This window comes from Candidatus Phyllobacterium onerii (genome assembly GCF_028331445.1).
Lineage (GTDB): Bacteria > Pseudomonadota > Alphaproteobacteria > Rhizobiales > Rhizobiaceae > Phyllobacterium > Phyllobacterium onerii.
In genome coordinates this window covers 278,143-302,430 of sequence record NZ_JAQMHX010000002.1, presented here as the reverse complement: position 1 = coordinate 302,430, position 24,288 = coordinate 278,143, and the positions used below count along the sequence as shown (strand labels likewise).

23 protein-coding genes are annotated in these 24,288 nt (G+C 52.9%); 12 read left to right on the top strand and 11 right to left on the bottom strand.

Going from position 1 to position 24,288, the window contains the following annotated elements; genetic code table 11:
* Window positions 1–116 precede the first annotated feature (116 nt).
* Window positions 117–536, top strand: coding sequence for a hypothetical protein (locus PHA01_RS07065; protein WP_271894228.1), 420 nt, complete (start codon window positions 117–119; stop codon window positions 534–536).
* Between the two features lie 8 nt (window positions 537–544).
* On the opposite strand, the gene PHA01_RS07060 is transcribed toward PHA01_RS07065, so the two are convergent.
* The 4 genes from PHA01_RS07060 to PHA01_RS07045 all read right to left on the bottom strand — a co-directional run bounded on the left by PHA01_RS07060 (window position 545) and on the right by PHA01_RS07045 (window position 3,488).
* Window positions 545–1,060 carry a hypothetical protein gene (locus PHA01_RS07060; RefSeq protein ID WP_271894227.1) on the bottom strand — a complete coding sequence of 172 codons (516 nt, stop codon included), beginning with the start codon at window positions 1,058–1,060 and terminating at the stop codon, window positions 545–547.
* A 60-nt stretch (window positions 1,061–1,120) separates the two neighbouring features.
* Window positions 1,121–1,588, bottom strand: a complete 468-nt coding sequence (locus PHA01_RS07055; protein WP_271894226.1) for a hypothetical protein — start codon at window positions 1,586–1,588, stop codon at window positions 1,121–1,123.
* A gap of 709 nt (window positions 1,589–2,297) precedes the next feature.
* Window positions 2,298–2,489, bottom strand: coding sequence for a hypothetical protein (locus PHA01_RS07050; RefSeq protein WP_271894225.1), 192 nt, complete (start codon window positions 2,487–2,489; stop codon window positions 2,298–2,300).
* A 39-nt stretch (window positions 2,490–2,528) separates the two neighbouring features.
* Entirely contained in the window at window positions 2,529–3,488 is a 960-nt protein-coding gene (locus PHA01_RS07045) for a DUF805 domain-containing protein (RefSeq protein ID WP_271894224.1), read from the bottom strand.
* 358 nt (window positions 3,489–3,846) lie between these two features.
* On the opposite strand from PHA01_RS07045, the gene PHA01_RS07040 reads away from it, so the two are divergent.
* Window positions 3,847–4,866, top strand: a complete 1,020-nt coding sequence (locus PHA01_RS07040; protein WP_271894223.1) for an SEL1-like repeat protein — start codon at window positions 3,847–3,849, stop codon at window positions 4,864–4,866.
* Window positions 4,867–6,031: 1,165 nt separating this feature from the next.
* On the opposite strand, the gene PHA01_RS07035 is transcribed toward PHA01_RS07040, so the two are convergent.
* Together PHA01_RS07035 and PHA01_RS07030 are read right to left on the bottom strand one after the other, a co-directional pair.
* Window positions 6,032–6,172 (bottom strand): hypothetical protein, encoded by a 141-nt coding sequence (locus PHA01_RS07035; RefSeq protein ID WP_271894222.1) that lies wholly within the window; start codon window positions 6,170–6,172, stop codon window positions 6,032–6,034.
* A 27-nt stretch (window positions 6,173–6,199) separates the two neighbouring features.
* Entirely contained in the window at window positions 6,200–6,463 is a 264-nt protein-coding gene (locus PHA01_RS07030; RefSeq protein WP_271894221.1) for a hypothetical protein, read from the bottom strand.
* Window positions 6,464–6,608: 145 nt separating this feature from the next.
* Between PHA01_RS07030 and PHA01_RS07025 the strand changes: the two genes are divergently transcribed.
* The 3 genes from PHA01_RS07025 to PHA01_RS07015 all read left to right on the top strand — a co-directional run bounded on the left by PHA01_RS07025 (window position 6,609) and on the right by PHA01_RS07015 (window position 8,640).
* Window positions 6,609–6,758, top strand: a complete 150-nt coding sequence (locus PHA01_RS07025) for a hypothetical protein (protein ID WP_271894220.1) — start codon at window positions 6,609–6,611, stop codon at window positions 6,756–6,758.
* Window positions 6,759–7,137: 379 nt separating this feature from the next.
* Window positions 7,138–7,824: a hypothetical protein gene (locus tag PHA01_RS07020; RefSeq protein WP_271894219.1), complete on the top strand. Its 687-nt coding sequence runs from the start codon at window positions 7,138–7,140 to the stop codon at window positions 7,822–7,824.
* A 153-nt stretch (window positions 7,825–7,977) separates the two neighbouring features.
* On the top strand, window positions 7,978–8,640 hold the full coding sequence (locus tag PHA01_RS07015; protein WP_271894218.1) for a hypothetical protein: 663 nt from the start codon (window positions 7,978–7,980) through the stop codon (window positions 8,638–8,640).
* A gap of 1,910 nt (window positions 8,641–10,550) precedes the next feature.
* Here PHA01_RS07015 and PHA01_RS07010 read toward each other — a convergent pair.
* Window positions 10,551–11,171, bottom strand: coding sequence for a hypothetical protein (locus tag PHA01_RS07010; RefSeq protein WP_271894217.1), 621 nt, complete (start codon window positions 11,169–11,171; stop codon window positions 10,551–10,553).
* Window positions 11,172–11,438: 267 nt separating this feature from the next.
* On the opposite strand from PHA01_RS07010, the gene PHA01_RS07005 reads away from it, so the two are divergent.
* Both PHA01_RS07005 and PHA01_RS07000 read left to right on the top strand, forming a co-directional pair.
* Window positions 11,439–12,005, top strand: a complete 567-nt coding sequence (locus tag PHA01_RS07005) for a hypothetical protein (protein ID WP_271894216.1) — start codon at window positions 11,439–11,441, stop codon at window positions 12,003–12,005.
* A 31-nt stretch (window positions 12,006–12,036) separates the two neighbouring features.
* Window positions 12,037–12,792: an NHL repeat-containing protein gene (locus tag PHA01_RS07000; RefSeq protein ID WP_271894215.1), complete on the top strand. Its 756-nt coding sequence runs from the start codon at window positions 12,037–12,039 to the stop codon at window positions 12,790–12,792.
* A 192-nt stretch (window positions 12,793–12,984) separates the two neighbouring features.
* On the opposite strand, the gene PHA01_RS06995 is transcribed toward PHA01_RS07000, so the two are convergent.
* Entirely contained in the window at window positions 12,985–13,314 is a 330-nt protein-coding gene (locus PHA01_RS06995; protein WP_271894431.1) for a hypothetical protein, read from the bottom strand.
* A gap of 545 nt (window positions 13,315–13,859) precedes the next feature.
* Between PHA01_RS06995 and PHA01_RS06990 the strand changes: the two genes are divergently transcribed.
* Together PHA01_RS06990 and PHA01_RS06985 are read left to right on the top strand one after the other, a co-directional pair.
* Window positions 13,860–14,777 carry a hypothetical protein gene (locus PHA01_RS06990; RefSeq protein ID WP_271894214.1) on the top strand — a complete coding sequence of 306 codons (918 nt, stop codon included), beginning with the start codon at window positions 13,860–13,862 and terminating at the stop codon, window positions 14,775–14,777.
* Window positions 14,778–14,946: 169 nt separating this feature from the next.
* Window positions 14,947–15,369 (top strand): hypothetical protein, encoded by a 423-nt coding sequence (locus PHA01_RS06985; RefSeq protein WP_271894213.1) that lies wholly within the window; start codon window positions 14,947–14,949, stop codon window positions 15,367–15,369.
* 379 nt (window positions 15,370–15,748) lie between these two features.
* Here the strand turns inward: PHA01_RS06985 and PHA01_RS06980 are convergent, their stop codons facing one another.
* The 3 genes from PHA01_RS06980 to PHA01_RS06965 form a co-directional block, all read right to left on the bottom strand.
* On the bottom strand, window positions 15,749–17,110 hold the full coding sequence (locus PHA01_RS06980) for a hypothetical protein (protein ID WP_271894212.1): 1,362 nt from the start codon (window positions 17,108–17,110) through the stop codon (window positions 15,749–15,751).
* Window positions 17,111–17,610: 500 nt separating this feature from the next.
* Window positions 17,611–17,841: a hypothetical protein gene (locus PHA01_RS06975; RefSeq protein WP_271894211.1), complete on the bottom strand. Its 231-nt coding sequence runs from the start codon at window positions 17,839–17,841 to the stop codon at window positions 17,611–17,613.
* A 257-nt stretch (window positions 17,842–18,098) separates the two neighbouring features.
* Entirely contained in the window at window positions 18,099–18,479 is a 381-nt protein-coding gene (locus tag PHA01_RS06965) for a hypothetical protein (protein WP_271894209.1), read from the bottom strand.
* 165 nt (window positions 18,480–18,644) lie between these two features.
* Between PHA01_RS06965 and PHA01_RS06960 the strand changes: the two genes are divergently transcribed.
* The 3 genes from PHA01_RS06960 to PHA01_RS06950 are packed head-to-tail and all read left to right on the top strand — an operon-like array spanning window position 18,645 to window position 24,107.
* On the top strand, window positions 18,645–19,406 hold the full coding sequence (locus PHA01_RS06960; RefSeq protein WP_271894208.1) for an ImuA family protein: 762 nt from the start codon (window positions 18,645–18,647) through the stop codon (window positions 19,404–19,406).
* Window positions 19,321–20,844 (top strand): DUF6504 family protein, encoded by a 1,524-nt coding sequence (locus PHA01_RS06955; RefSeq protein WP_271894207.1) that lies wholly within the window; start codon window positions 19,321–19,323, stop codon window positions 20,842–20,844. Before PHA01_RS06960 ends, PHA01_RS06955 begins: the two co-directional genes overlap by 86 nt.
* Window positions 20,841–24,107, top strand: coding sequence for an error-prone DNA polymerase (locus PHA01_RS06950; protein ID WP_271894206.1), 3,267 nt, complete (start codon window positions 20,841–20,843; stop codon window positions 24,105–24,107). Before PHA01_RS06955 ends, PHA01_RS06950 begins: the two co-directional genes overlap by 4 nt.
* Window positions 24,108–24,288: the final 181 nt, after the last annotated feature.

Sequence of the window (24,288 nt, the reverse complement as noted above, 5' to 3'; positions counted from 1 at the left end):
GCTTTATCTTGGTAGCATTGAAAATCTCGTCGCAACGTCCGACCGATAACATAAGCGCTAATTTCGACACGGCACGAGAGACAAAATCCAGTGGGGATCAATTAGGGGAATCATGCATGGTGCGGAAAATTTTGGTCGCGCTGCCGCTTATCGCGTGGTTTTCGTCTACAGCGTGCGCCGACCCAGCTATCCTGCCAAAACCGTACTCGGTGAAAATCTGGATCGGGAAACCGGATCAATCCCATCTTGAGGGAACAGCGCAATGTGATGCAAGTCAGGATTGCAGCGTTGCAATCGGGCCGAACCTGACGGCCACCATTCGGCGCGAATATCGGCGATACCTCGTAAAGCTATACGGCACCAAGGTCGGCACTTATAAGCAAGATTGCTGTGATATTGTCGGTGCAGGCGATGATTATTGGTATATCGAAAAACACCTGGCCAGCGCCAAGCTTTGCAGAACACGACCGAAAAATTTGGTCGCGTATCCGTGCGATGACTACGGCAAGATATACATCAAGTTCGAGGACTTCTGACCGAGTGCTTAAATATGACACCATACGGATGAGCAACGAACGATCACCTCTTGCCATTGGTAAATCCAAAGCACGGCTTGCGCGACGCCAATCGAAATTGCGACTGTCAAAAGCATCTGCCTGACAGTGAGAGAGTTCCAGATAATCAATCTGACGAGGAGCAGGCAGCTTGCTATTCCTGCGGGGAACATCAGAAAGGGCACGTAGGAACCGAACTCTGCCTCCGCTCTGTTCTTGTCGGAGCAACAGAGAAGGTACCTATGATCCTCTGAAAGACCCAAGATAACCTCCGTCAGAGCGATATAGAAACTCCAGGCAACCGAGACAGGTCCAAGCAAAAAGCCCACGATTGCCACGACCAGGAATGCTGCGAATAGAAAGAGAAAGGGTTTGAGGCCAATCAGAAAAACGAGTGTTGTCAAGGAAAGCACCACAGGCGGAGCCAAGATGCCGAACAGCGCTATCCATGTCCAGGTCCGTGCCCATTTCCGAGCTTGTTTGACGAGATCGACTTCTGCACTCACGCGAAATTCCTGTTCATCAAACAAATGCTGAGCAGCAAGGTTATAGTCGTGAACGTTGACTTAAATACAAGGGCCAATCACAGAGGGTCCGTTTTGACATCGCGATTCACTAGGACACTGCTTCGTCGCTTTGCGATGAGATACAGCACAAGTATCAAACCAGCCATCGCTGCGGGTTCCAAGAGTCTGTGGGCGGAGATGCAGGTCACTATCAATATAGCGATGACGCCAAAGCAGGTCGTGAGCTGAACTAGAACACCTGCATACAGGATCAACAAACATATCAACGATATGGCCAACACGATCCAGTAGCCCCATGTTGTCTCCGACAAAGGAAGCGGTAATAGCAGATAGAGACATCCGTTCGGGATCATTGCGATAAAGTATCGTCTTAGAAAATTTTTTCTTTGTGGCTGTGTTCGTGAAATCGAACAGACAACCGAGGTCGGCAAGAATTGCCTTTTTTAGTGAGTTCAAATCGCGGAAAGTTTGGTAGTTCAGCAAAAACAGATTGTCCAAATCGTCCATGAACCGATCAACCAACCCCCCGCCCATGCGAAATCCTTTCTGTGCCGACCTTTATAAATATGCGCAGTTAGGTGCCAAAAGCCAGAGTTTTCAACACGTTATGGGACGAGATTCAAACCCGCAGTGCGAGCCATTGGCAAAATTCTTTGGTGGTTTCTTTCCACACTTTCCTCCGTATCCTCACCATCCATGCAACACATCGGACCCTGAACCAGAACCTTGGGTGGACTGACACTAATGTCGATGACGTCGGACAGAATAGTGTGAGAACCATCGCTTGACGTGGTGTTGCGTCTGGTAAAGAGCAGCCTGTCATCTGGTGAGACAAGGACATCGTGCCCTTGATGGAAGCCGTTATAGGAGAATCCAAGAGAGATTCCGGGGACCTTTTTCCAGATTAATCCAAGCGTTCTTGTACTCTCGAAAAGGTTGTATTCATCAACATCCGTCGGGATGATTGCATACCTTGTTCCAGTGGTCCGAGAGACAGCGGGTTGCCCATAAAAAGATGGTAAGGCCACGCCATAGTCGCCTCTCCGCAACACACTTGAATTGGTGCAGTAAGCGACTGGCACCACCACAAATGCCAGTGCCATAGACTTCCAAATAAACCGAAGGACACTCCGCATCAAATCTGCTTCCCATCACTATCCAAAGAAGCTAACCCGGAACAATTTTTGCACTGAAAGGATAGCTGCAGTCCTAACCTTCATTTCAGAAACTGCAGAATTCCACTCGGCGTGGACCCCAAAAGAACACCTGCCACCAATCCAACAAAACCGAGTGCAATGGCTCCAACCCAGCCATGGTGATCCATTCCAGAAGCTGCGCCGATCATCGTCCCGACCATCACGGATGACAACATCCACGCAAAACGAAGTATGGTGATCAATTTTCGCATTTTGATTTCCTGCCCAGATGGCTCTTTTGCATTGTTCTCCTACGAGACCGCTCTTCGATTTCGCAAGGCCATGATCGCTTTAGGAATAAAGCGAAACCCTGCGAATAGTAGAAGAAATTCTGTCAACAGCAGAACTTCAATAACTCCGAACACGAACGTCCAGGAGTAAGCATCGGCCAACGCGTTAAACGCCCCGGAAATGCCCGACATCCCGTCGAACCACACGATGACGAGCAAAATGGCGAGAGCTATTCGAAGTGTCACGCCGCCTACTGTAAGTATTGTCAGGCGCAGTTGTTCGGATATTTCAGGAGCCCTGTTTTGCTCCCGAACGAACCAGATGCATGCTGCCAATACACAAAGCGACAAACCCCCAACGGCTTTCACAAACACGTTCATCTGATAGTTGGCCATCGATTCTGCCGCCCTTATTCCCACGCCAAGAACAAACTCCAATGCCACAAACAAAGCAATGTAACGAGCAAGACCAATGGTCGGAAGCGAGGAAAAGGCATCATTTGCCTGATGGTGGTCGGCCATTTCATGCGCGGCTTTTCGTGAAGGGTAGACGTTCGGTACTCCGTATTTATTTTCTCCTGGATCGCCTTTGGGAATACCAACGATCACAATGAGATACAAAAGGGGAATAGCGGAGAAAACGAATGCCTGACCTCCGATATCATCCCATGAGAAGCTGCCAGTGTTGGACTCATTTCGATGCAGGATTCCAATGCCGACAGGAACGCAGAAGGTCAGGAAAATGGTTGCCGCCCAACCCCACAGTGCCGACCAGCCGAAATCGCGCATCCGCCTGCCGATGATGATCGCGCAGAGAAAGAGAAGGAAATCGATTCGCTTCGCAAAGTCCGCCCATTCTGGATGAAAAGTAGCCGCCGCAACGCTGGCGATCCTGATGCTGAAAATAATGGTGATCATTAACCAAAAAGTTTTTCGATCTAATCGACCACGGAATGAGAATGGATTATTTGATTTTGACAAGTTGTCCCCCGACAAATATTGAGATCGTACGCTTATGAATTGCCAATCAAAGCAATGTCAATTGGGATCAGAAGTTATTATTTCATTAGCAGGCCGTGTTATTGATTAAGCCGAGGAGATGGAGAGTTTTATCTCGCGGCAATAGGCATCGCTTAGCAGTTAGAGCAGTCGTTCTTCGCCGCTCGGCGCTGTTGACAAAGTGCATACGCTCCGGGCAACCTTATTTGATTGTGCCGGAAATCCACCGATCACAATATTCTAATGGAGCGCTTAGGTTTCTTCCTTTGATTCTGAATAACGAGCGCGAAAAGGCTCGCAATGGCTGCGAAGTAATACTGCTACCAAGGAACAAGACCGCATGTGGATCAAGAAATTTTGTATGTTGATCGGGCTTACTATCTCCTCGTTGGCGTTTGCTCATGCCAACGATGCTCAGGACGCTTATGACAGAGGCGACTTTGTGACAGCGGTGAACCTCCTGCAGCCGCTGGCAGAAAAAGGCGATGCTGAAGCGCAAATGAATTTGGCTGCTATGTTCTACCATGGGATGGGAACCATTGCAGACAAAGCCGAAGCATTCAAATGGTACCTTAGAGCAGCCGAACAAGGGAATGCCCGCGCTCAGGCAGTTATTGGCACTGCTTATTATGATGGCGATACAGTCGCCGTGGATAAGGGCGAAGCGGTCAAATGGTATAGAAGGTCCGCTGTCCAAGGGAACCCCGCATCGCAATACGCTTTGGGTCGCATATACTTCTCGGGAAACGGTGTTTTGGAGGACAAAGCTGCAGCTGTTAAATGGTTCAGACGAGCAGCCGACCAGGGCGAGTCACTAGCCCAAGTATCGCTTGGATTCCTATCCCGCGACGGCAACTTTGTCCAAGCGGACCAAGGGGAAGCCATTAAATGGTTTACTGAGGCAGCCGCATCTGGCGAGCCCAATGCGCAAAGCGCTCTAGGACATATCTATCGGTTCGGCGATGGTGTGCCCGTAAACAAGACCGAGGCATTCAGATTGTACTTGTTAGCCGCCGAACAAGGCGATGCCAACGCACAAAGCGCCCTCGGCTCTATGTATGGACAGGGAGATGGAGTTGTCGAAAACGCAATATCAGCCGTAACCTGGTATCGCAAAGCTGCCGAACAGGGCGAGATGGTTGCTCAGACCAATCTCGCCAACGCCTACTATAACGGAGATGGGATACCCGTCGACAAATCAGAAGCGTTGAAATGGTACCATAGAGCCGCCGAACAAGGGGAGTTTCATGCTCAGATCAATCTTACCCTGATGTACAAGACTGGCGATGGTGTCATGGTTGATAAAAACGAAGCGCTTAAATGGTACAATAGGGCCAAAGAACAGCGCAGCGCTAAATGAACTTAGCGCATCGTCACCAGCTTTTCGACCGTTTGAGCTGTGAATTAGAGCACAGCTTGGGACCGTCGCTCACCAATATTTTGAATCATAGAAAGTGACGATACTGGCGGGAGCCATACCAAAACCGCACGCCGCTTGGAATCCTGCAGCGACAAGCTATTTGCTTACCTTGACGATTATCGCCGTGAGGTAGGTGAATCCATGCCCTTGAATTGATGTGCCAGGGCCACTTTGTCTTTCCCGCTAAAACCATCCGCAGATGTGTAATAGGCTACAGGACCAGTATATTCCTCGAGTTGCAATTGAATCGGATATTGCTCTTTGGGGATTTTGGATCAAACGCCTCTACAACGATATCGATTTTCCCATGGGCTGGCTGTGAACTTACCTTCATGCCATGTGCTACCCCGGGCGAGCAATCTTCATTGGCCTGAAAATTCCGCCAAAGGGCAGTTCGCTGTCCGGATCCTGCTGCCTTTTCGACACTGACATATTGCGAATTCGTCGCATCAGGACCTTTGTGAGTTACGCACGCGGGTAGCCTAGATTCGGCGAGAGAGGGTTGACACAGGAAAATTCATACATCCGAACAAAAGAACGCACCGAAAAGGGGGGCTTGGACTAGGCGATTACCAAGCTGAGAGGCCCCCATTATCTTTTTGCGATAGAGAGGATTACGAACAATGCGATAAACATTATTGCTGCGACCGTCCACATAATTGAAAAGACAGTTGCGTCTTTCTTTCTATTTGTAAAAAAGTAACTTATGTAATTGTTGTCTTTCTGCATAAATATGCGCCGCCTGTCTTTGTTTATTAAAGCCAATACTCCAAATATGCATGCAACAAATAATGCTAACAAGAAAAAGAAATAAAGCTTAACAAAAAAGATGCCTGATATGTCGGTTGGTAAACCTTCCATGCCTTTGCGTCCTTATTGACTAAACGGTATTGGTCTCATTTTATTCTCCTATTTCAATGTGCCGTTCCCTTATCGATTGGCTTGAGGGCATCGGCAATTATGTTCCCAAGAACGGTGTGCAGTCGCTGAGCAGACGAAAGGTTTGACCTCAGACGCGCGTCAATGACGGCTTCCCGGTGGGTTGCCAACGTCAATGACGGAATATGCAAACGACAAATAAAGATTGCCATTGTACTGTCTAGCCTCAGTTAGGAAGTCCACAAAAACTGATAGGAACACCACTATCCCTAATCAACCACTTCTCATCACCCACCATAAGAATCTTACCATCATCCTTCGCAGCAATGACGGGCTTTACGGTAGGCTCAGCGACAGGTTTAGCCATTGGGTATCTCCTTCTTGTCCTGTCCATTTACCGCAAAAGACCCGCAACTACCGCCAGCATTGGGATGAAGAAGAAAATGCAGGCAACTATCCACGTGATTACAGTGAAGCGGCGATCCGCACTGATAATTTCGCGATAATAGGTTTGGCCAGCAGTCATGCAGAGAACGGCAGCCAAGAGTATTTGCCAAAGCTGGGTAAAGAGCATCAAGCCAATGGCTGCTCCGAACATGAGGCCCCACATCGGAGCGAGGACTTTTAATACGTCGGTGAATGTCTTCTTTGTTTCCATGCCGGAATCACTATCAGCCCGGATTTAAACCAGCGTCAAAATCTTCTGTAAGGTCTTACCCATCCGCGATTTCAGGCCTTGTCCGGATTTTTCCGCCTTCAAAGCTCTGCTAAAATCTTCCTCCCAACGGGCGGAGGGCAATGCCATGAGCGACGACGAAGGGAAGAGCAATGAGGAGAATGACAAGGCGCATGAACCACAAAAGCCAACGGGCAAGCGCCCCTCGGGGCTGGTGGCGTCATCTAAAGAAGATCGCGGTCCGTGGCTCGGTCTGGCGCAACTTGCGCGGAGCTAGGGGAATTTCCTCGCTACTGATCGACTAGCGCCTGCCGCTTGGAGGCTGCCGCTGTTGCTCGTCCTCGGCGTCGTCTGGGTTTGGTTCCGGCTCTGTCCGCCACTGGATGCGGCTCAACCGATAAAAATGTACCAACCGAACGAACGCTGCATCAATGGTTCAAGTGATAGAACATCACGCTTGGTCTCAAAAGAGGGAGTGCCTATGTTCATTTTTCTCCTAGTTTTTCCGGTCTACTCAATACGATAAAGCCAAGTGCTCTTCGGCGCATTCCTGGCCTAGCGACTGTAAGGATTTGGCTACCGTATAGTCTTGATCGCCTTGCATTTCTCACCGGGTGGCCTAGTCCAGATACAAGATTACGAAGGTGAGGACCGTAATGACCCAAAGGATGGTCGATTCAACTGGTGCGGTAGAAATACCGGATGAACCGACGATGTTCCACTCCATCGTGCCGCCCGTCTTGATACCGCTTCCCTTGCGTGCCCGACCACACAAGGGGAAGAACATCTTTTTTGGCCTGCTCAGCTCGCTCATTGGACCGATTCTGGTGGTTGGGGCTTTGCTTTTGGCCTTTGCTGTCTTCGATGGTTCCTTTCCCGCCCGGGATATAATTCTGTTCATCGTGTTCGGGCCGATCAGTTTTCTGGGTGGGATCGGATTCACGGGTGTCGCTTTGACATGCATCATCGATGCGATGCGAAAAAACCCGGTCCTCGTGATTGATGCCGAGGGATTCAGAGATACCCGGTCGGGCGTTCGTATAAAATGGTCGGCAATAAGACGTGCTACGCTATTGTTCACTAGAAGCGGCATAGCAGGCGTCGATCTACATTTAAGAGGATCTATGGAGGCTTGGCAAAATCCATTTCGAATCGGCGTGCTCGGATTTCGATGGCGTCCTAAACCAGACCACCTCATCCTCTCCGTTGCGTTTCTCGATGCGCGACCGCACATCCTCGCCTACACCGTCCTCGCCTTGACCCAAAGACAGGGGGGCGAAGTGGCGACCAAAACCAGTTTCGTTGATCTGGGCTTAACGCCAATCACCCCGACCAAATTGTGAGGCTTTCCCGATTGTCAGCCCAAAAGGCAATTTATTCCAAATTCAAATTTGACTGCGGTTGCTATGCACTTTGTCAACAGGGACTAGTAGCGGACGGAGACGTTTTGAGATTCAATCCGTCGGCCAAACCGCCCATCGAATAGGAACGTAATCTTGAAAAAGAGAAATTTATGGATCTGTGCCTTTGCTCTTTTTGGTGCTTCTTTTCTTGTGTTTCCAGACGCAAAGGCTGACGTTAATTATGAGAGCTGTATCAGAAGGCTAGAGCAGTCGGTCAGTGGGAAAGATATTCTGCATGTACCATTTTGCGACAAATCTCCTGATGGAAAGACAAACGTTTCTTCGCACTGGACGCTCAATTGGTACGAAACATCCGAACTTTTATCTTCAAGGTTTAGTTCTCTTTTGAAACTGGCCAACGGTCAGTCACTGACGCTAACAGCTACCTCTAATCCAAACGTTTGGACTGTCTCCAATCCTATACTTAGAGCAACCGCTGCCGGACCATCGGTGGTTCCCGGTTACGAAAACATTACTTTCCTCGCCGTAGCAATTTCAGACGAGCTGTATTGGGTGCGATGCAATCGTGATGCTGCGAACATGTGTGTTTTCTACACGGTAATTTACAAGGTCGGCGCGCTATCCGATGGAGTTTCGTGTACCGTCGATTTCTCCCATCATTTCAAGCAACCTCCTGATTACTCTGAGTTTTACCGTATCATACAATACGCCAAAGCAATGGCCGATGCCGCGTCCCAGAATAAAACGGTTAGTTCTGAACTTAACAAAGCGTGCTTTCGGGGTAATTCTAAATGACCGAAGCCAATGGAATCAGGATCGCGAACCAGCCGGGCACAATTTGATGTGTTGAATGCCGTACCGCTCGCTATTCTTTTGGGCCAACCTCTCTGATCAGAACGTGTAGGTTTGGATTGGGATTGGGATACCAGCCTAGCTGAGAGAACATTATGTGAAACTCTTTGACGGAGGCCCATTTTTGTTCTTGATCAAAAGGAGGGCCATCTCCGCGTAGCATTGGATATCCAAGTATGTCTCGCCCTTAGCACGCAGGTCGGCAATGAACCCGGCAATGTGTCCGTTGGAGCCCCAATTACGCTTTACGGGTCCGCCAGCTCTTATCCATTCCACCTGGATCAGCAGGTTGTAGGCCGTCCACATCATATGATCATCTTGTAGCGCCGCGACGAATTCTGGGCAGCTTGTGAGATCTGCTTTAAGTTCACCGCTGCCTTCTGAAACGTCAATCTGTCCAGCTACACTGTCTCTAGTCACGATATAACCCTCGTTGTCATGCGAACCTATCGCTCAGGTCGGACCAGGACAAGACAGCCGCGCCTGGCGCTTACTTCGGATTTGTCTCGACCTGAACGGCCACAAGCAGAGCCGAATCGTGGAACTTTTGCGGTGGAATTATACGGTGGAGTGATGCATACCAAATACCGCAGTCAATCCGAATGGGATGTTGCTGGTCCCGCAGCACACGTGTTATCGCCTCTGAAGAGAAAATACGGCCGAACATTTCCTTAACCTCGGGAAGAAGAATGCCTGTCGAGATTGACCGCCCGGTCGCTGTAGATGAAGTTGTATTGTTAGAGCGAGCGACCCCGCAAAGATATCGCGAGTGGCTCATTGCCCTCATGGGTGGCATTGAGGCTCTGCCCGCCGAATTTCGGGACCGCATGCCGGCCCCGGAGGATGAACTGAAGACTCTGCTCGCGCGGATGCTGCCAGGAGATGAACTTTGGCTTGCGAGATCGCGGCGCTTTGAGCCAACAGCCCTCATAGGGAATAGGGGCATTGCAGTCGTACGAAATGGCGATGCCGTCTGGTATCGGATAGGTATGCACCACTAACTCATGCCCCAGCCACAACTGTGGGTGCCTTTCCATAATAGAGGTTACGCGTGAACTCGAAAATGGCCGCTTCTGGTGCATAGTTGCCGTCGTCAACATTACATAGAACACCTTGGTCAAGGTGCTAGGGGCCCACCGCTTACGGCTAATCTCGCGGTCCATTGGCTTCATTTCAACAAGTCCGTGCGGCGTTCCGCACCCCCATTTGCATCGGCAGTCCCGGATCCTAAGGTCATTTTTCGACCGAAGAGCCGCGCATCATTTCAAGGTTGAGTGACGCTAGGGAGATTGCACGCTTTTCTTGCCCCAAATCCGCTCGCTGGGGTAGATCGCCACGAAATAGAAAACGTACGCGGATGCAGCACCTACGATCCCCAAAAGAATGTTTAGCGTAGGCGACAATCCAAAAAGCAGGAGTGAGCCCACCACGCCCGTGACTGCGCCCAATATCGCATAAGGTCCAGGAGGATTGTGGGGCCGCCGTACACCGACTATCGTAATTAGAATTGCAGGCAATATCGCAATGACTGCGATAATCCTTGATATGAAAAACAGTTCCCGGATCAGCCGATGGGGATGATCAAGTATCGTCTGCGTGATACCTGCCCCAACAAAATACAGAGAAACTCCGAAGCCTCCGACAAGCGAAGCCAAAACGAATCCGGTCATAAATAATGTGACCCGGCATATTAGTCGTAGGACGCGTTTCATCGGTTCTCTCATCGACTGACGTGACAGCTACGCTAGAGATGATTGATTGCTAATCCCTCAATACGGTGTTGCCATGGTTCAGGCATATTGATCCGGATTAGGTGACAAAACCACCAGACCGAAAATCCGGAATAGCTCGACCTAGTCTGAGGATTGCACCGCTATTAAAATCTTCTCTTCGGGAAACATCACGAACAAGAGTTCATCATGATCTCGAAAACTGAAATAGGCACCTGACGCCTCGATAACTGCTCGATTGAAGGTTCTGGCCAAAACTGGTTCTTTCTCGACACAAGCACTTAATTGCCCAAGCGTCTTATCTGCCAGCTCTAGGTTTGGTGGCACGCCTTTAACAATTGGGGCTGCGTACCAATATTCGGCCTTGTTTTCCCCAAGATCGACCCTGTGAGGTCGCTCCTCGGGTTTGCCTTCAAGGACTCGCGTCCCCACCTTATCAAACGCTCCTACAATCCCATTCTTTACAACTGTGGCCGCAAATTCATCGTCCATTTTGTGTACATTCAAAATGCACCAGCCAGAGATGTATTGGGTGTCAACTTGCCCTTCAGTGGGAATGTTATCGGGTATAGGGATTGGCGGCGGATAGGCATTGTCACAGCCAAGCAGGCCACCGATAATTGTGCTGGCCAGGAGGAGTTTGACTACTCTAAAGCACTTCCAACCATCATCGCCTCTTATTTTCGGCAGCTTTAACAACGAAACATTTAACACCCGTACGGTTTGAAAGGCGGCAACAACCACCACAAAGAATCCGGGTATAGCGCATGGGATATATTTAGCTAGCATCCAAATCAACGCCCCCGAGACCCCAATTGAATTCAATCATCTCCTTTACACGAGAACATTGCCGAACTAGGTAGCAGAAGCCACCAATCCTAGATTAACTATATCAAAATTAAAAATATTCCTTAGTTGCTTAACTATGGGATTCGGTGGGAAATACAGCCACGTTTTGATTGTTATGGATTTGAACCAGCAAGGTGACTAACTCTCGCGACAGATGAATAAATGATCAATCAGGTTGGTTCCAAAAGTGACAGTTGCTTCGTGGGCGGTAGCACCGGGTCTCCAATTCGTTCTTACATGTTGCAAAGTCAACAAATGCTCCGTAATTTGATTGTTATACTTGTTTTTGTATTGGTGTCTTTATTCATATTCTCCATGTATCATGTGGAGAATAGTCTCATTGCTTCAAAAATAGGCGCTCAATATTTTGAAAGAAAAGCGGTAAGTGAAATTATCGGCGGCCAGTGGGATATTGTCTGTCCCATTACTGAAACGACAAGGCCGAGAAATGTCCTCTCAGAACTTGGTTATGGCAGTTTTGATTTTTCCAAAAGGGGCAACGTTAGCCGAGATATACTTTTTGACGGTGAAACCGGGCTTGTTCTGATCAATTTACGTGACCTCACCTACTCGCTCTTCCTCGTATTCGACCGAGATAAGATCGCGATGATTCCAACTTACGCGAAAGGTAAGCATGTTTGTTGGCCCTATTCCTCCGCGACCCTCGTAAGAACTGGGATATCAACTGACAACTGGCTTTACTTGTCGCTCGTGGGCACAGGCCAATGAGGAATAAGTTTTGCGAGGTAAGAGCGGATCAATGAACCCGAATGTTTCTGTTAACTGGCTTGAGGTCGCCTTCCCGGTGATTATGACTGTGCTGGTGGTAGTTCAAGTTTGGCGGCAAGGCCCGTCTCGGGAGGATCACCTCGATAGGGTTGGACTCTCGGCGATCATGCTAGCGCTTGCAAGCTTATCGGTTGCGAATCTCTTCTACCAAGGTGTCTTTAATGTGAGAGCCTGGCCAACGGTCGGCATATTCGACCAAGTGGTGGTGACCCCGGTTGGCGATATCTTCGTGAAGGTCAAAGACCCGATGTTGGGTCGGGCTGATCGGGTTCAGCGCTACAATTGCCGAGGGGAGTTCACGGCCGCCTTTCAGCCAGATGGCGCGGGCGGCGTGTTCAAGATTGCCGTCAATCCGGACAACACACTAAGCATCTATAGCGTCAGGACAGACACAATCGACACCTTCAACTCTGACGGAACATTCCTCCAAAGGAGCGAGGTGGACAGCCAACAGATGCCATTCGAGTTCCTTAAATCTGGTCCTTCGGTGACAAGCGCGAATGGTTGCGAGTTCCCTATGGACTCTATTTCTGGTCGGCCAGCAGCCAAAAACAGCGCTGGCATCTGGCCACTGGAACGCGGAGATTGGCTGCTGGCCCGCGTACTCAATCGTCGGAACATGATCGGCGCAGCTCTATTTGGCGGTTTGATGTTGGTGCTATCCTATATCAAAATGCGCAAACAGAGGGCCGCAGCCGGAGCTGGACGCGAACAAATTGGGTTGTAGCAAGGAAGTTTGCGGCGGCGTTGTCGTAAAGTGTGGCGACGGCGGCGCGGAACTGAAGCTCGCGTTTGTCTTGTGGGGCTTTGCCAACCAAGATGTTAGCTCGGCGGCTCTGGCCGCGTACGACCTTTCTGATCAGTCGTATTCGCGCTGCTTGCGATCGAAACCAAACCCGTTTGCGCTACTGCTACCGACTCAATCCGAGTTACCGTCTCCAAGTTTTTCGAAGCGTCGTTCGAAGAACTTCGTTTTCACGCCGAGATAGATGAGCGCTGCCATAGCTCCCATTCCGACATACTTGTGATGGTAGAGGATCAACATCGACGATAGTGCCAAGCCGCTGCCACAAATAAGCCCGAAGCGAAACGAGAATGGTGCGCCACCGTGCCCCCATCCCGCCACAACTGTTGAGGCAATCCATAACAGCAGTACGAAGGTAATCGGTCCCCACTCGGACAACCAAAACGGCCGAAAGGCCAACCCTACCATCGCCCCACAAACTGGCAACACAACGTGCAACAACACCTTTTTCAATTCACTCTCCGCTTACGATGCAAGAGCAGAATAGTGGAATGCAGGTGAACTAACCGTTTATCAATCCCAATTGCCGCGCAAGTGCAGAGTTGCTCGCTCCTCCTTCTGCTTGGTGCTGTCGTGACATGGCTTGCATAGGGTCTGGAATGGCCCGGACCAGAATGCTTCCTCGTTACCGTGATGCTGCTCAACGTGGTCGCAAACTAGCTGCGATGTAAGGGCTCTATCCGATAACGAACTGATTGTTTTGCCACAACCTGAAGAGAGCCCGCTACTTTGATCGCGCCGTCAAATCCTACCGATAAAGATATTCTTTTGCGGAACGTATACACAAGCCCAACGGAATTTGATCGGGTTTGCCTAAAGGAATCCGATATTAGAAATATCAAACAGCTCATTGCCGAAAAACATCCAAGCTATTTTGCTCTACGAAACGATTTTCTTAGACGACGTCGGCAAGGCGAGATAAACGAGGATGAGAATCGAAGTAATGTTCCAGCGTACCTGCGACAACTATCCGCCGATTGGTTATCGCGATGTTCTTCGTAGCTGCTGGCATCATCATTGGATCATTTATCGTCTCACGGAATCCTGCGCTGGCCTTTGATCTTGAGGCCGCATTTCCTGTCGCGGGGAATCCCTTTGACGAATGCGTCACTCCAACCGCTGATGAAATGGCGCTGTTCTCAATCGCTGTGCAGGCGCTGGAGGCGGTCAAAGACAGACTCAGCGCGCTGGGAATCGGTGCAGAGAAGTTCCTCGGAGATGGCCTTTACCGGGATGGAATACGCGTCTGCGATCCGGGTGGCGTATATGACCGGGTTGCACACCTTTCCGTGGAACATCTGAGCTTCAAATATCGCCTTGTTGAGTATCAACTGAAATTGGCAGCCCGATTTGGCGAGCCAGATCCCTACATTGTCGAAGCTGTTGCCAAATCTGCCTTTAGCGGCTCCCGGCAACCGTCCGAAAACTTTGCCAATCGAGATATACGGCCCATGGCGCGTTCCGTGTTGGCTGGATTTCGTGAAAAAGCGGCCAAATATGCTGCGACGGCTTATGACCAGATGTCAGCGAACGATTCTCTGGGAACTGGCGCAGCACAGGTCGCTGCCGCTGCTGGCCATCCACTGGCGCTGAATCGGAGTGAACGATTGATGACCGACGCTTTGTCTGCTTTGCCAGAGGGCGGTGTTGTCCCTTGGGACACCAAAAACCGTCTCTACGAGTTAGCCTATGCGTTCACGCTGGTTGGCGAACGCGGCAAAGTGCACCTTGCTCCGCTCAGACAACTAATGACCATGAAGGTGCAAAGTCGAGCGCCACCATTTGGCATGATCGAACTTCAGCCCAAGCGAATGTGCGATCTGTTAGCCCATATTGTCGGGATCAATAGTGCGGATGGTGAAGCATATCCGTACTGCGCCGATGATACGGTCCCCTATGATAGTTGAACGGGGTTGTAGGTAGCTCCGGTCCCGGAATAGGTCGCTTGGACTTGAAATGCACCTCGAGCCCCCATGATCGCCCGAGACGCACAGAGGCTAGGCAAAGCTGATACTCTTGCTTTGTGCCAGCGAACATCATTGATTGTCGATAGTGCAGGGGTCTACCGGGGGTGGCATGTTCGAAAAGAAGCCGTTGCGATGGTTCGCGACGCCAGGGCTTAACGCTGGTCCTTACCCGGGCTTTAGCCGCCTTTGGTGGAAGGCTGCAATTTTCTGGACGATCGTCTTGGCCCTTGGCTTTGCTGCAAGCAAATACTGGGAAGCGACCCAACGCAAGCGCGTTGAAACTGATCCACACAGCACAGCTACGATTGTCAGCGTTTGGACCGAGAAGCACGGTGGTCCCAGCTTTGAAATCAAGATGGGGAAGATAACTTTCGTCCGTCAACACGAGGGCAAATCCGTCAGTTGCAGTATTACCATTTACCTTGAGAATCTGCCCGCCAAGTTTCAAGAGGTCGGCCAATCGATTGACATCCTCCCACGCGCCGAGAGCTGCTACAGACCCATTGTTCCACTTCTGCTCGGCACATCATGACGAGACTCACTGAGCGTGCAATTCGAGTATTTTTGACAACAAAAAGATATTTACTCGAACTCGCCGCCTTCGCCTTAAAGGATAACCCTGCCTTTACCGATCCCATGGGATTTTTTGCTTGCATATTGATTTGCTCCGTATCGATCGTCGGGGCCTTGGCGTATGCCGGACAGAACGATCTGGCCTGGGAGGTTTTCGGTTGGTTTTTGCCCGGGATTATCTTATTCGGGGCCATTGCCATCTGGACTAAATTCAAGAGTTAAGAGGCCTCCTCACAGGTGGAACGTTGATGCGGAATTGGCAGCAAAAACGCCTCATACCCTAGCTCCTGCACTAGCGAAGGCATCGCCTCCTATGGGCTTACCAGTCAGTCCGAACGTCATTGCCCGCGAAGCGAATTCAGCAAAAAATCTTTGACGCTGTCAGAAACCGTTTCGTACATTACATTGTTGGAGCCGCGATACCACCCGGTTTGCGTGAGGACGGGCAAGAGCGACGGTCTTGGATTGAACGTCTTGTATGACACGGCGATCAGGTCATTGCGTCCAGGAGCGACGATCCGGAGCTCATAGGGTCCTCCATCCGATGCATATTGCTGCTTGGGCTTGGCAAAGCTGCTCGAACGGCCTCGCTTCAAGAGCAGATAGGTATCGGGCACACCGTCAATGACGGCGGCAGGGTAGAAGGATTGGCGTTTTGATCTTTCCAATTGTCGGAATTTTTCGGGATATCCATCTTTCCAAATGACACGCTGTATCTGGGGAACCGCCCATACAGGGCCGACACTCTCTTGGGATTCCACCACCAGCACTGGAGGCACGAATCCCGGCGCGATCGTTGGGATGGCCTTGATCTCTGCAGCTTCGCGGACCTCAGCTTGCGACACCACCCACCGGGAATAGCCCCAATGAAGGAAGGGAGAGGCGGCAAGTGCGACAAGTAGGAAGGAGCCAATTGTTCGTGCCTTGGTGCTTCTGACAATCGTCCAGATTAATGCAAGGTAAAGCAGGAAAGTCGGGAGCAGGATCGTTGTGAGGTTGACGGGCAACGAAATGAGCAACAGGGGGCCTGTTTCCACCATCAATGCATATGCGACGAACGAGACGATGATGGCGGACCATATTTTTTTTGTTCGGCATTTCGATGCCGGCCGGGGCATCATCATCCAGATGGGACGCATATATGGATCGAGGGCGCGATTACCGGATAGCACGGAGAGAACGTTGAAGAAGCTGATGTACAATCCCAATGCGAAGGCCATTTTTCCGGCGTTACCGAAAGGGAAGCTGGTCCCAGAGGTCGGTTCACGAGAAGGCAACAGGCAAAGGATAAATATGCAAGCCAGAGCCTGAACAGCAAATCTCGGCCAACTTGTGCCAATACCTTGCGAAAAAGCCAAGGACCATGGTGCACCAATCACGATGAGGTTGTTCAAATCCGCAGCCAGCAGCAATGGTATAGCCAGACCGATCCATGCGGGCAGACCCGCATCCCGTGAGCGGCGCAACGAGATCCCTAAAAAAGAGAGTACGAAGAGATAGGCGACGAGGGGTTTGAAGGCCATTGCTCCGACGAGACCAACTGCGCCACAGGTTCCGTCAACGCTTCGGCAGTTGGTCAGGAATTTCAGGCCATAAAGCGCAAAAGGGAATGCGAGGATGCTTGCTACAAAAAGCCCTATTCTCAACCCGGCTGCATACGCGAAGCGCCTCTGGTTAAGATAACCTGTAAATGTAAACATCAATCCCGCCCCCGCCGATTGTCTTCAATACGAGGCGGTTACCGCGAGCTGAGTTAAGGACGCTCCTAAAACTTTAAGAGATTGGCAAAAAATACTGCGCCAGCAGTCAGCTTGCGAATTATGTCTGCCTGTGGACACCTGCGTTAGGCACGCCGCCGTGGCTTGTTCTTTTGCCACCGAAAGGACTTCGCCGTTGGTGGTCTGCGCTCGGGCTCATCGACGTAGTTGCCCGCTTCCCACGGCTAGCCCGAGCAGTGCTCCCAGAATCGCCATTCCGCGAACAGTCCAAATTTGTCCGCCCATATTCCCCCCTTTGTTATCTCCCTATCAAGCAGCGTCCGCATCACCTTTATGTTCGCCGCAATACCATTCTTGGCCGTAGCGCCTCTCAAATCCGAATGATCCCCACGCATTGCAGCCTTCGTGCATACAGTAGTGTTCAAAAAGGCCGGCTGGGGCTTTTTCCATATGATCGGGATAGGCAGGCTTTGGGATTTCGCTCATTTGCCGATCTTCATCTTCAGGTGGACGCCCTTGTAGTTCTGGGGAATCCCTGCCTTGGCATGAGCTTTCGCGAGCTTGTCGAGCCACGCCGCAATGTCTTCAGGCACGGGTTCCATATCGTTGCTCCAGGCGTTGACCAGAAACACCTCGCATTCCAGGGCTGCGGCCAGATCAAGTTGGGACCATCGTAGAAGCTTCAGGCATTCGCTAAATCGTTCAGGCGTCAATATTACTCCAGCTCCGGCACGTCGCCGGATTGAAACAGAATCGTCGGTGGCCCGTATTCACCGATAGCAGGTTGGGCTTCCCGACTCCAAGCCAAAACGCCCGCACATTTTACCGCGAGATAGCGCGCCATTCGCGTGGCGTCTTCCGAAGTATCGAACTGCATCGGATCGTATGCAGGCACAAGCTGCGCATTGTCTGCGCGGCTGAACGCTATGACCACGACAAGGCGAGCGGGAAAACCTTTGCGACAGACAGCTCAGACATCTTTTTTCTTCATCAATTTGCGCAATTCGGTTTCCACCGACAGCAGCACATTCTGCTGCATAGCCAGAGCGGTATTGTCCGCGACCTCGATCATTGCAGCCAAGACCTCTTCCTTGGTCCATCCCGCTACCTGCGCATCGCCGAGCAACTCAAGCATTCGATCTTCAATTGCTCGTTGGCATTCGGCGAACCGATCAGCATGTTCCTTGGATGGCTCGGGCCTGTGAGTGGCATGTAGCTCCTTGGCCAAAGCCTCCTCGTAGCTTTCAAAACTGCCGGCGTGAGAGCGATGGCTATAATTATGGCTGCAATTCATAGGAGCTCGATTATTAGCATATTCCCATGCTGAATCCCATAATATCGGTTCCGACATTCCGCCAGCGTCTACCTCGTTAAATATAAGATTGTTGTGAATCCGTGGCTTAGCCTTCGTGAAGCAAATCCGGTCTGCCAACCCTGTTGACTCTTTAGACACAAAATAAGAACAAAAGAGGAACAATTTAATCCCATATGCATTGCTGCGTTGAAAGGACCATGCGTGAACGACGTCGTCACCAAGCCCGTCATTGCCCAACTTCGTGAGCGCATAGCGCGGCTCGAGGGGGGCAGGGCACGCGGGGCCGAGGTGCTGCCGTTCGGCCTTAAGGCGATAGATCGCGTGTTGCCGGGTGGAGGCCTTACCCTCGGCTGCCTGCACGAAGTGGCCGGCGGAGGCAACGGAGCGATTGATGGTGCTGCTGCGGCGCTGTTCGCGGCAGGCGTCGCGGCGCGGACCAAAGGCAAGGTCCTGTGGTGCATCACCCGGCAGGACCTCTTTGCTCCGGCGATCGCCCATGTTGGATTGGGAAGCAATCGCGTCATCTATGTAGAGGCTGGCGACGAAAAGGCCGTGCTTGCCTGCTTCGAAGAGGGCCTGCGCCATGGCGGTCTTGGTGCGGTTGTCGCCGAGGTTGCGCGGCTGTCGATGACATCATCCCGTCGGCTCCAACTCGCCGCAGAAGGGTCCGGCACCATTGGCATCGCAGTGCGGCGCTGGCGGCGGCAGACCGAGGCAGCAGACTTTGGCCAGCCGACGGCGTCCGTCACGCGGTGGCGTGTGTCTGCGCTGCCATCATCACCTCTGCCCGTGCCCGGCGTCGGGCGTGCGCGCTGGCAGCTAGAACTGATCCGCTGCCGTGCCGGAGAATCAGCCGATTTCGAAGTGGAGGCCTGCGATGACAAGGGTCGTCTCGCTCTTCCTTCCGAGGTGGTCTACGGATCGCCTCAGAAGGAAATTGGGCGACGCCGCGCCTCCGCCTGAGGCTCCGCTCGTTCTCATCGGTCGCGATGCACGTCGTCGGGTGGTGACCGCCGTCAACACGCCAGCCCTCAGGGCGGGATTGCGCGTCGGCATGGCGGCAACCAAGGCACAGGCCCTGTTCAGTGGGCTCATTACCATGGATGCGGATCCGAAAGCGGATGCTGAAGCGCTTGAACGGATGGCGCTGTGGGCGATGCAGCGTTACGCGCCGATCGTTGCCGCCGACTATCCCGACGGCATTGTTCTCGACACCACCGGCGCTGACCACTTGCGTGGAGGCGAGCAGGCGATGCTCGATGAAATGGTTCAGAGGTTTCGCGCGTCAGGTATCGCCGCATGCGCAGCGATCGCGGACACATGGGGTACGGCACACGCGGTTGCGCGTACCTGTGCCTCCCCGACGCTGATCGTGCCGCCGGGTGCCAACGCAGCAGCCTTGGCGGAGTTGCCCATCAACGCGCTGCGTTTGACTGTTGATACCGTCGAGGCGCTGCGGGTCCTGGGTTTTTCCAGTATAGGCCAACTTGGCGCAACACCCCGCGCACCGCTGGCCTTGCGTTTTGGACCCGAGATCGGGCGGCGGCTTGATCAGGCATTTGGAAGTTTGGCTGAACCAATCGACCCGATCCGGACGCCGGACCTGATCGAGGTGCGGCGCGCCTTCGCCGAACCGATCGGTGCCGCCGAAACCATTGCCCGCTACATCGGTAAACTGGTCGAACAACTCTGCGGTTTGCTGGAAACAAGGGGTCTTGGAGCCAGACGTCTCGATCTGCTGCTGCACCGGGTCGACAACCGTATCGAAGCGGTCCGTGTCGCAACAGCGCTTCCGGTCCGCGATGTGAAGCGTTTGACACGGCTGCTCTGCGACAAGATCGGCACGATCGATCCGGGCTTCGGCATCGAGATCATGAATCTCGTCGCGGCGGTCGCCGAGCCGCTCGGCATGAAGCAGACCATATCCTCGTTGATTGCGGAACCCGAGGCTGATGTTTCGGGATTAGTTGACACGCTCACCAACCGTGTCGGCGAAACACGCATTTATCGCGTTGCTGCCGTTCCGAGTGACGTGCCCGAACGCTCGGTCAAACGCATCGCGGCACTGTCGCCCGAGACTTTGGAGAACTGGCCCGCGGATTGGCCGCGGCCGACGCGGTTGCTGAAATCTCCCGAGCGCATCGAAACCGTTGCGTTGCTGCCCGATCATCCTCCCGCCTCGTTCACCTGGCGGGGCATTCGCCACCGCGTCAAACGAGCCGATGGACCAGAAAGAGTGTTCGGTGAGTGGTGGCACCGCGATGCGGAGATGGTTGCTGTCAGGGACTATTTCATCGTCGAGAACGAGGCGGGCGAACGGTTCTGGATCTATAGGTCAGGCGACGGCGAAAATACCGAGACAGGGTCACATCATTGGTTCATGCACGGATTGTTCGGATGAACGAGCATCGCTACGCAGAATTGCAGGTGACGTCGCACTTCTCCTTTCTGCGGGGAGCCAGTTCCTGCGAGGAATTGTTCGGTCAGGCGGCAATGCTCGGCATCGAGGCCTTGGCTATAGTCGATCGCAACAGCCTCGCCGGGATCGTTCGCGCACATCAGGCCGCCAAGGACGCAGGGGTCAGATTGATCGTCGGTTGCCGTCTCGACCTCACGGACGGTATGTCGATCCTGGTTTACCCAACAGACCGACCAGCCTATTCCCGTCTCTGCCGTCTGCTGTCGCTCGGCAAGAAGCGCGGCGGCAAGGCCAGGTGCATTCTCGATTGGTCGGATGTTGTGGCTTACGGCGAAGGCTTGATCGCCGTTCTGTTGCCGGAACAGGCGGACGATCTCTGTGCGATCCAGCTGCGCAAGCTGCGGGAGTTCTTCTCCGACAGGGCTTACATGGCTTTGACGCTGAGACGACGGCCGAATGATCAGTTGCGGCTGCACGGCCTGTCCAATTTGGCGGCACACGCACAGGTTCCGACTGTCGTCACCAATGACGTGCTCTTCCATACTCCCGACCGCCGCATCTTGCAGGATGTCGTTACCTGCATCCGCCACAATGTCAGCATCGACGATGCGGGCTACCGGCGCGAACGTCATGCGGACCGCTATCTGAAGCCGCCGGAAGAAATGGCGCGGCTGTTCAGCCGCTATCCGCAGGCGCTGGCCAGAACGCATGAGATTGCCCGCCGCTGCCATTTCTCCCTCGACGAACTTGCCTATCAATATCCTCAGGAGCGTACGTTGCCGGGACTGTCCGCTCAACAGGCGTTGGAGAAAATGACTTGGGAAAGCGCCACTGAGCGCTATCCGGAAGGATTGCCCGACAAAGTCATCGCAACATTGAAGCACGAGCTGAAGCTGATCGAGACGCTCGAATACGCGCCATACTTCCTGACGGTCAATTCCATTGTCCGCTTCGCCCGCTCGCGTGACATCCTTTGCCAGGGCAGGGGATCGGCTGCCAACAGCGCCGTCTGCTATGTGCTTGGCATCACCTCGATCGATCCGGAACGCAACGATCTTCTGTTCGAACGCTTCGTCTCGGAAGAACGACGCGAGCCGCCCGATATTGACGTCGACTTCGAACACGAGCGCCGTGAGATCGTCATGCAATGGGTGTTCGAAACCTATGGCCGCAATCACGCTGCCCTTTGTTCGACCGTCATTCGCTATCGGGCCAAGGGCGCCTTGCGCGATGTCGGCAAGGCGTTGGGATTGCCTGAAGACGTAACGAAGATGCTGTCATCACAGGTCTGGGGTTGGGGCGAAGATGTTGAGGCCAAACATGCCCGGAACCTCAATTTGAACATGTCCGACAGACGTTTGCGGCTGGCACTTGATCTCGCACATCAACTGGCGGGAGCGCCGCGTCACCTGTCGCAGCACCCGGGCGGGTTCGTGCTGACCCATGACAGGCTTGATGAGCTGGTGCCGATCGAGCCGGCAGCCATGCCCGACCGTCAGGTCATCGAATGGGACAAGGACGACATCGATATCCTCAAATTCATGAAGGTCGACTGCCTGGCGCTCGGCATGCTGTCTTGCATGAAACGCGGCTTCGATCTTCTTGCCGAGCACAAAGGCATCAATCTTAATCTGGCAACCATTCCCGCTGAGGACCCGCGCACCTATGCGATGATCCGCAAGGCCGACACGCTCGGCACGTTCCAGATCGAGAGCCGGGCGCAGATGTCGATGCTGCCGCGGATCAAGCCACGCACCTTCTATGACCTTGTCATTGAAGTCGCCATTGTGCGCCCGGGCCCAATCCAGGGTGACATGGTGCATCCCTATCTGCGACGGCGTGAGGGCAAGGAAGAGGTTGTCTATCCCAAGCCTGAACTGGAAAAGGTTCTTGGCAAGACGCTCGGGGTGCCGTTGTTCCAGGAACAGGCGATGCGGGTTGCCATCGAGTGTGCGGGTTTTACCCCGGGCGAGGCCGATCAGTTGCGAAGGGCAATGGCCACCTTCAAGCACACGGGCGGCGTTTCGAAGTTTGGCACCAAGCTCATCGAGGGCATGGTGGCCAACGGCTATGAGCGCGCGTTTGCCGAACGTACCTTCAAACAGCTTGAAGGCTTCGGTTCCTATGGCTTTCCGGAAAGCCACGCAGCGTCGTTCGCCCTCATCGCCTATGCCTCCTCCTGGTTGAAATGCTGGCATCCCGACGTCTTCTGTGCGGCGCTTCTCAATGCGCAGCCGATGGGGTTCTACGCTCCGGCGCAGATCGTCCGTGATGCCCGCGATCATGGTGTCGAGATCAGACCCGTCTGCATCAATGCCTCCCGCTGGGACTGCACGCTGGAACCGACAGACGTCGAGGAAAGGTTTGCCGTACGCCTCGGCATGCGGATCGTTCGAGGACTCGCCAACAAGGAGGCTGCGAAGATCATCGGCACTCGCAGCGACGAGCCCTTCGTTTCCGTTGATGACCTCTGGCGACGGGCAGGGGTCTCGACGTCATCTTTGGTGGAGCTGGCGGAAGCCGACGCCTTTCAACCGTCCCTCGGATTGGCACGGCGCGAAGCACTCTGGGCGATCAAGGCACTGCGCGATGAACCGCTGCCATTGTTTGCGAGCGCGTCAGTTCGCGCAGCGCAAACAGTGCCGGAACTGCAGGAACCTACCGTCCAGCTTCAGCCCATGAAGGCCGGCGGCGAGGTTGTTGAGGACTATCGCCATGTCGGACTGACCCTGCGCGATCACCCGATCGCCTTCCTGAGACAGAGCCTGCGTCATCGCCGCATCATATCTTGCGCCGAAGCCATGCAGTCGCGTGACGGACGATGGGTTGAAACGGCGGGTCTGGTTCTGGTTCGACAACGCCCTGGATCGGCCAAGGGCGTTATGTTCATTACAATCGAGGACGAAACGGGCATCGCCAATCTGGTCGTCTGGGTCAAGGTATTCGAAAAATATCGTCACATCGTGTTGTCTGCAGGCATGATGGCCATCAAGGGCAAGATCCAGCGGGAAGGCGATGTCGTCCACCTCGTCGCCAACAGGTTGACGGATCTGTCGTCGGAACTCGCAAGTGTTGGCGATCGGGATGCAGAATTTCCGTTGCCGCATGGACGCGGCGACGAATTCCATCACAGCATTCCTGCAGCCGATCCGCGCTCGGTACCAAAGGGCATGAAGACGCGCGACTTCTTTGATCCCTATGGGCACATTGATACGATCAAAGTGAAGACCCGCGATTTCAAATAGAGGAGGGGATCGCAAGATCATACTTACCCGGCGCAAAGGCTTGATAGGGGATGCGTCGAGCGATAACGATACTATTGAATTGCTATCGGGAGGATTAATCGTGGTAACCGGTACTGTGAAATCGTTCAATGCAACCAAGGGTTTCGGTTTTAGTCCGACGTCCACCCCGGAGACTGAGGCG

What these genes read in the sequence shown, in the direction of transcription:
- PHA01_RS07055 (WP_271894226.1), bottom strand. Translation starts at nt 1,588, where the DNA reads ATGGACGATTTGGACAATCTGTTTTTGCTGAACTACCAAACTTTCCGC.
- PHA01_RS07025 (WP_271894220.1), top strand. Translation starts at nt 6,609, where the DNA reads ATGAGCGACGACGAAGGGAAGAGCAATGAGGAGAATGACAAGGCGCAT.
- PHA01_RS07040 (WP_271894223.1), top strand. Translation starts at nt 3,847, where the DNA reads ATGTGGATCAAGAAATTTTGTATGTTGATCGGGCTTACTATCTCCTCG.
- PHA01_RS06955 (WP_271894207.1), top strand. Translation starts at nt 19,321, where the DNA reads ATGACAAGGGTCGTCTCGCTCTTCCTTCCGAGGTGGTCTACGGATCGC.
- PHA01_RS07035 (WP_271894222.1), bottom strand. Translation starts at nt 6,172, where the DNA reads ATGGCTAAACCTGTCGCTGAGCCTACCGTAAAGCCCGTCATTGCTGCG.
- PHA01_RS06990 (WP_271894214.1), top strand. Translation starts at nt 13,860, where the DNA reads ATGTTCTTCGTAGCTGCTGGCATCATCATTGGATCATTTATCGTCTCA.
- PHA01_RS06965 (WP_271894209.1), bottom strand. Translation starts at nt 18,479, where the DNA reads ATGTCGGAACCGATATTATGGGATTCAGCATGGGAATATGCTAATAAT.
- PHA01_RS07065 (WP_271894228.1), top strand. Translation starts at nt 117, where the DNA reads ATGGTGCGGAAAATTTTGGTCGCGCTGCCGCTTATCGCGTGGTTTTCG.
- PHA01_RS07005 (WP_271894216.1), top strand. Translation starts at nt 11,439, where the DNA reads ATGATCAATCAGGTTGGTTCCAAAAGTGACAGTTGCTTCGTGGGCGGT.
- PHA01_RS07030 (WP_271894221.1), bottom strand. Translation starts at nt 6,463, where the DNA reads ATGGAAACAAAGAAGACATTCACCGACGTATTAAAAGTCCTCGCTCCG.
- PHA01_RS06950 (WP_271894206.1), top strand. Translation starts at nt 20,841, where the DNA reads ATGAACGAGCATCGCTACGCAGAATTGCAGGTGACGTCGCACTTCTCC.
- PHA01_RS06985 (WP_271894213.1), top strand. Translation starts at nt 14,947, where the DNA reads ATGTTCGAAAAGAAGCCGTTGCGATGGTTCGCGACGCCAGGGCTTAAC.
- PHA01_RS07050 (WP_271894225.1), bottom strand. Translation starts at nt 2,489, where the DNA reads ATGCGAAAATTGATCACCATACTTCGTTTTGCGTGGATGTTGTCATCC.
- PHA01_RS07020 (WP_271894219.1), top strand. Translation starts at nt 7,138, where the DNA reads ATGACCCAAAGGATGGTCGATTCAACTGGTGCGGTAGAAATACCGGAT.
- PHA01_RS06980 (WP_271894212.1), bottom strand. Translation starts at nt 17,110, where the DNA reads ATGTTTACATTTACAGGTTATCTTAACCAGAGGCGCTTCGCGTATGCA.
- PHA01_RS07000 (WP_271894215.1), top strand. Translation starts at nt 12,037, where the DNA reads ATGAACCCGAATGTTTCTGTTAACTGGCTTGAGGTCGCCTTCCCGGTG.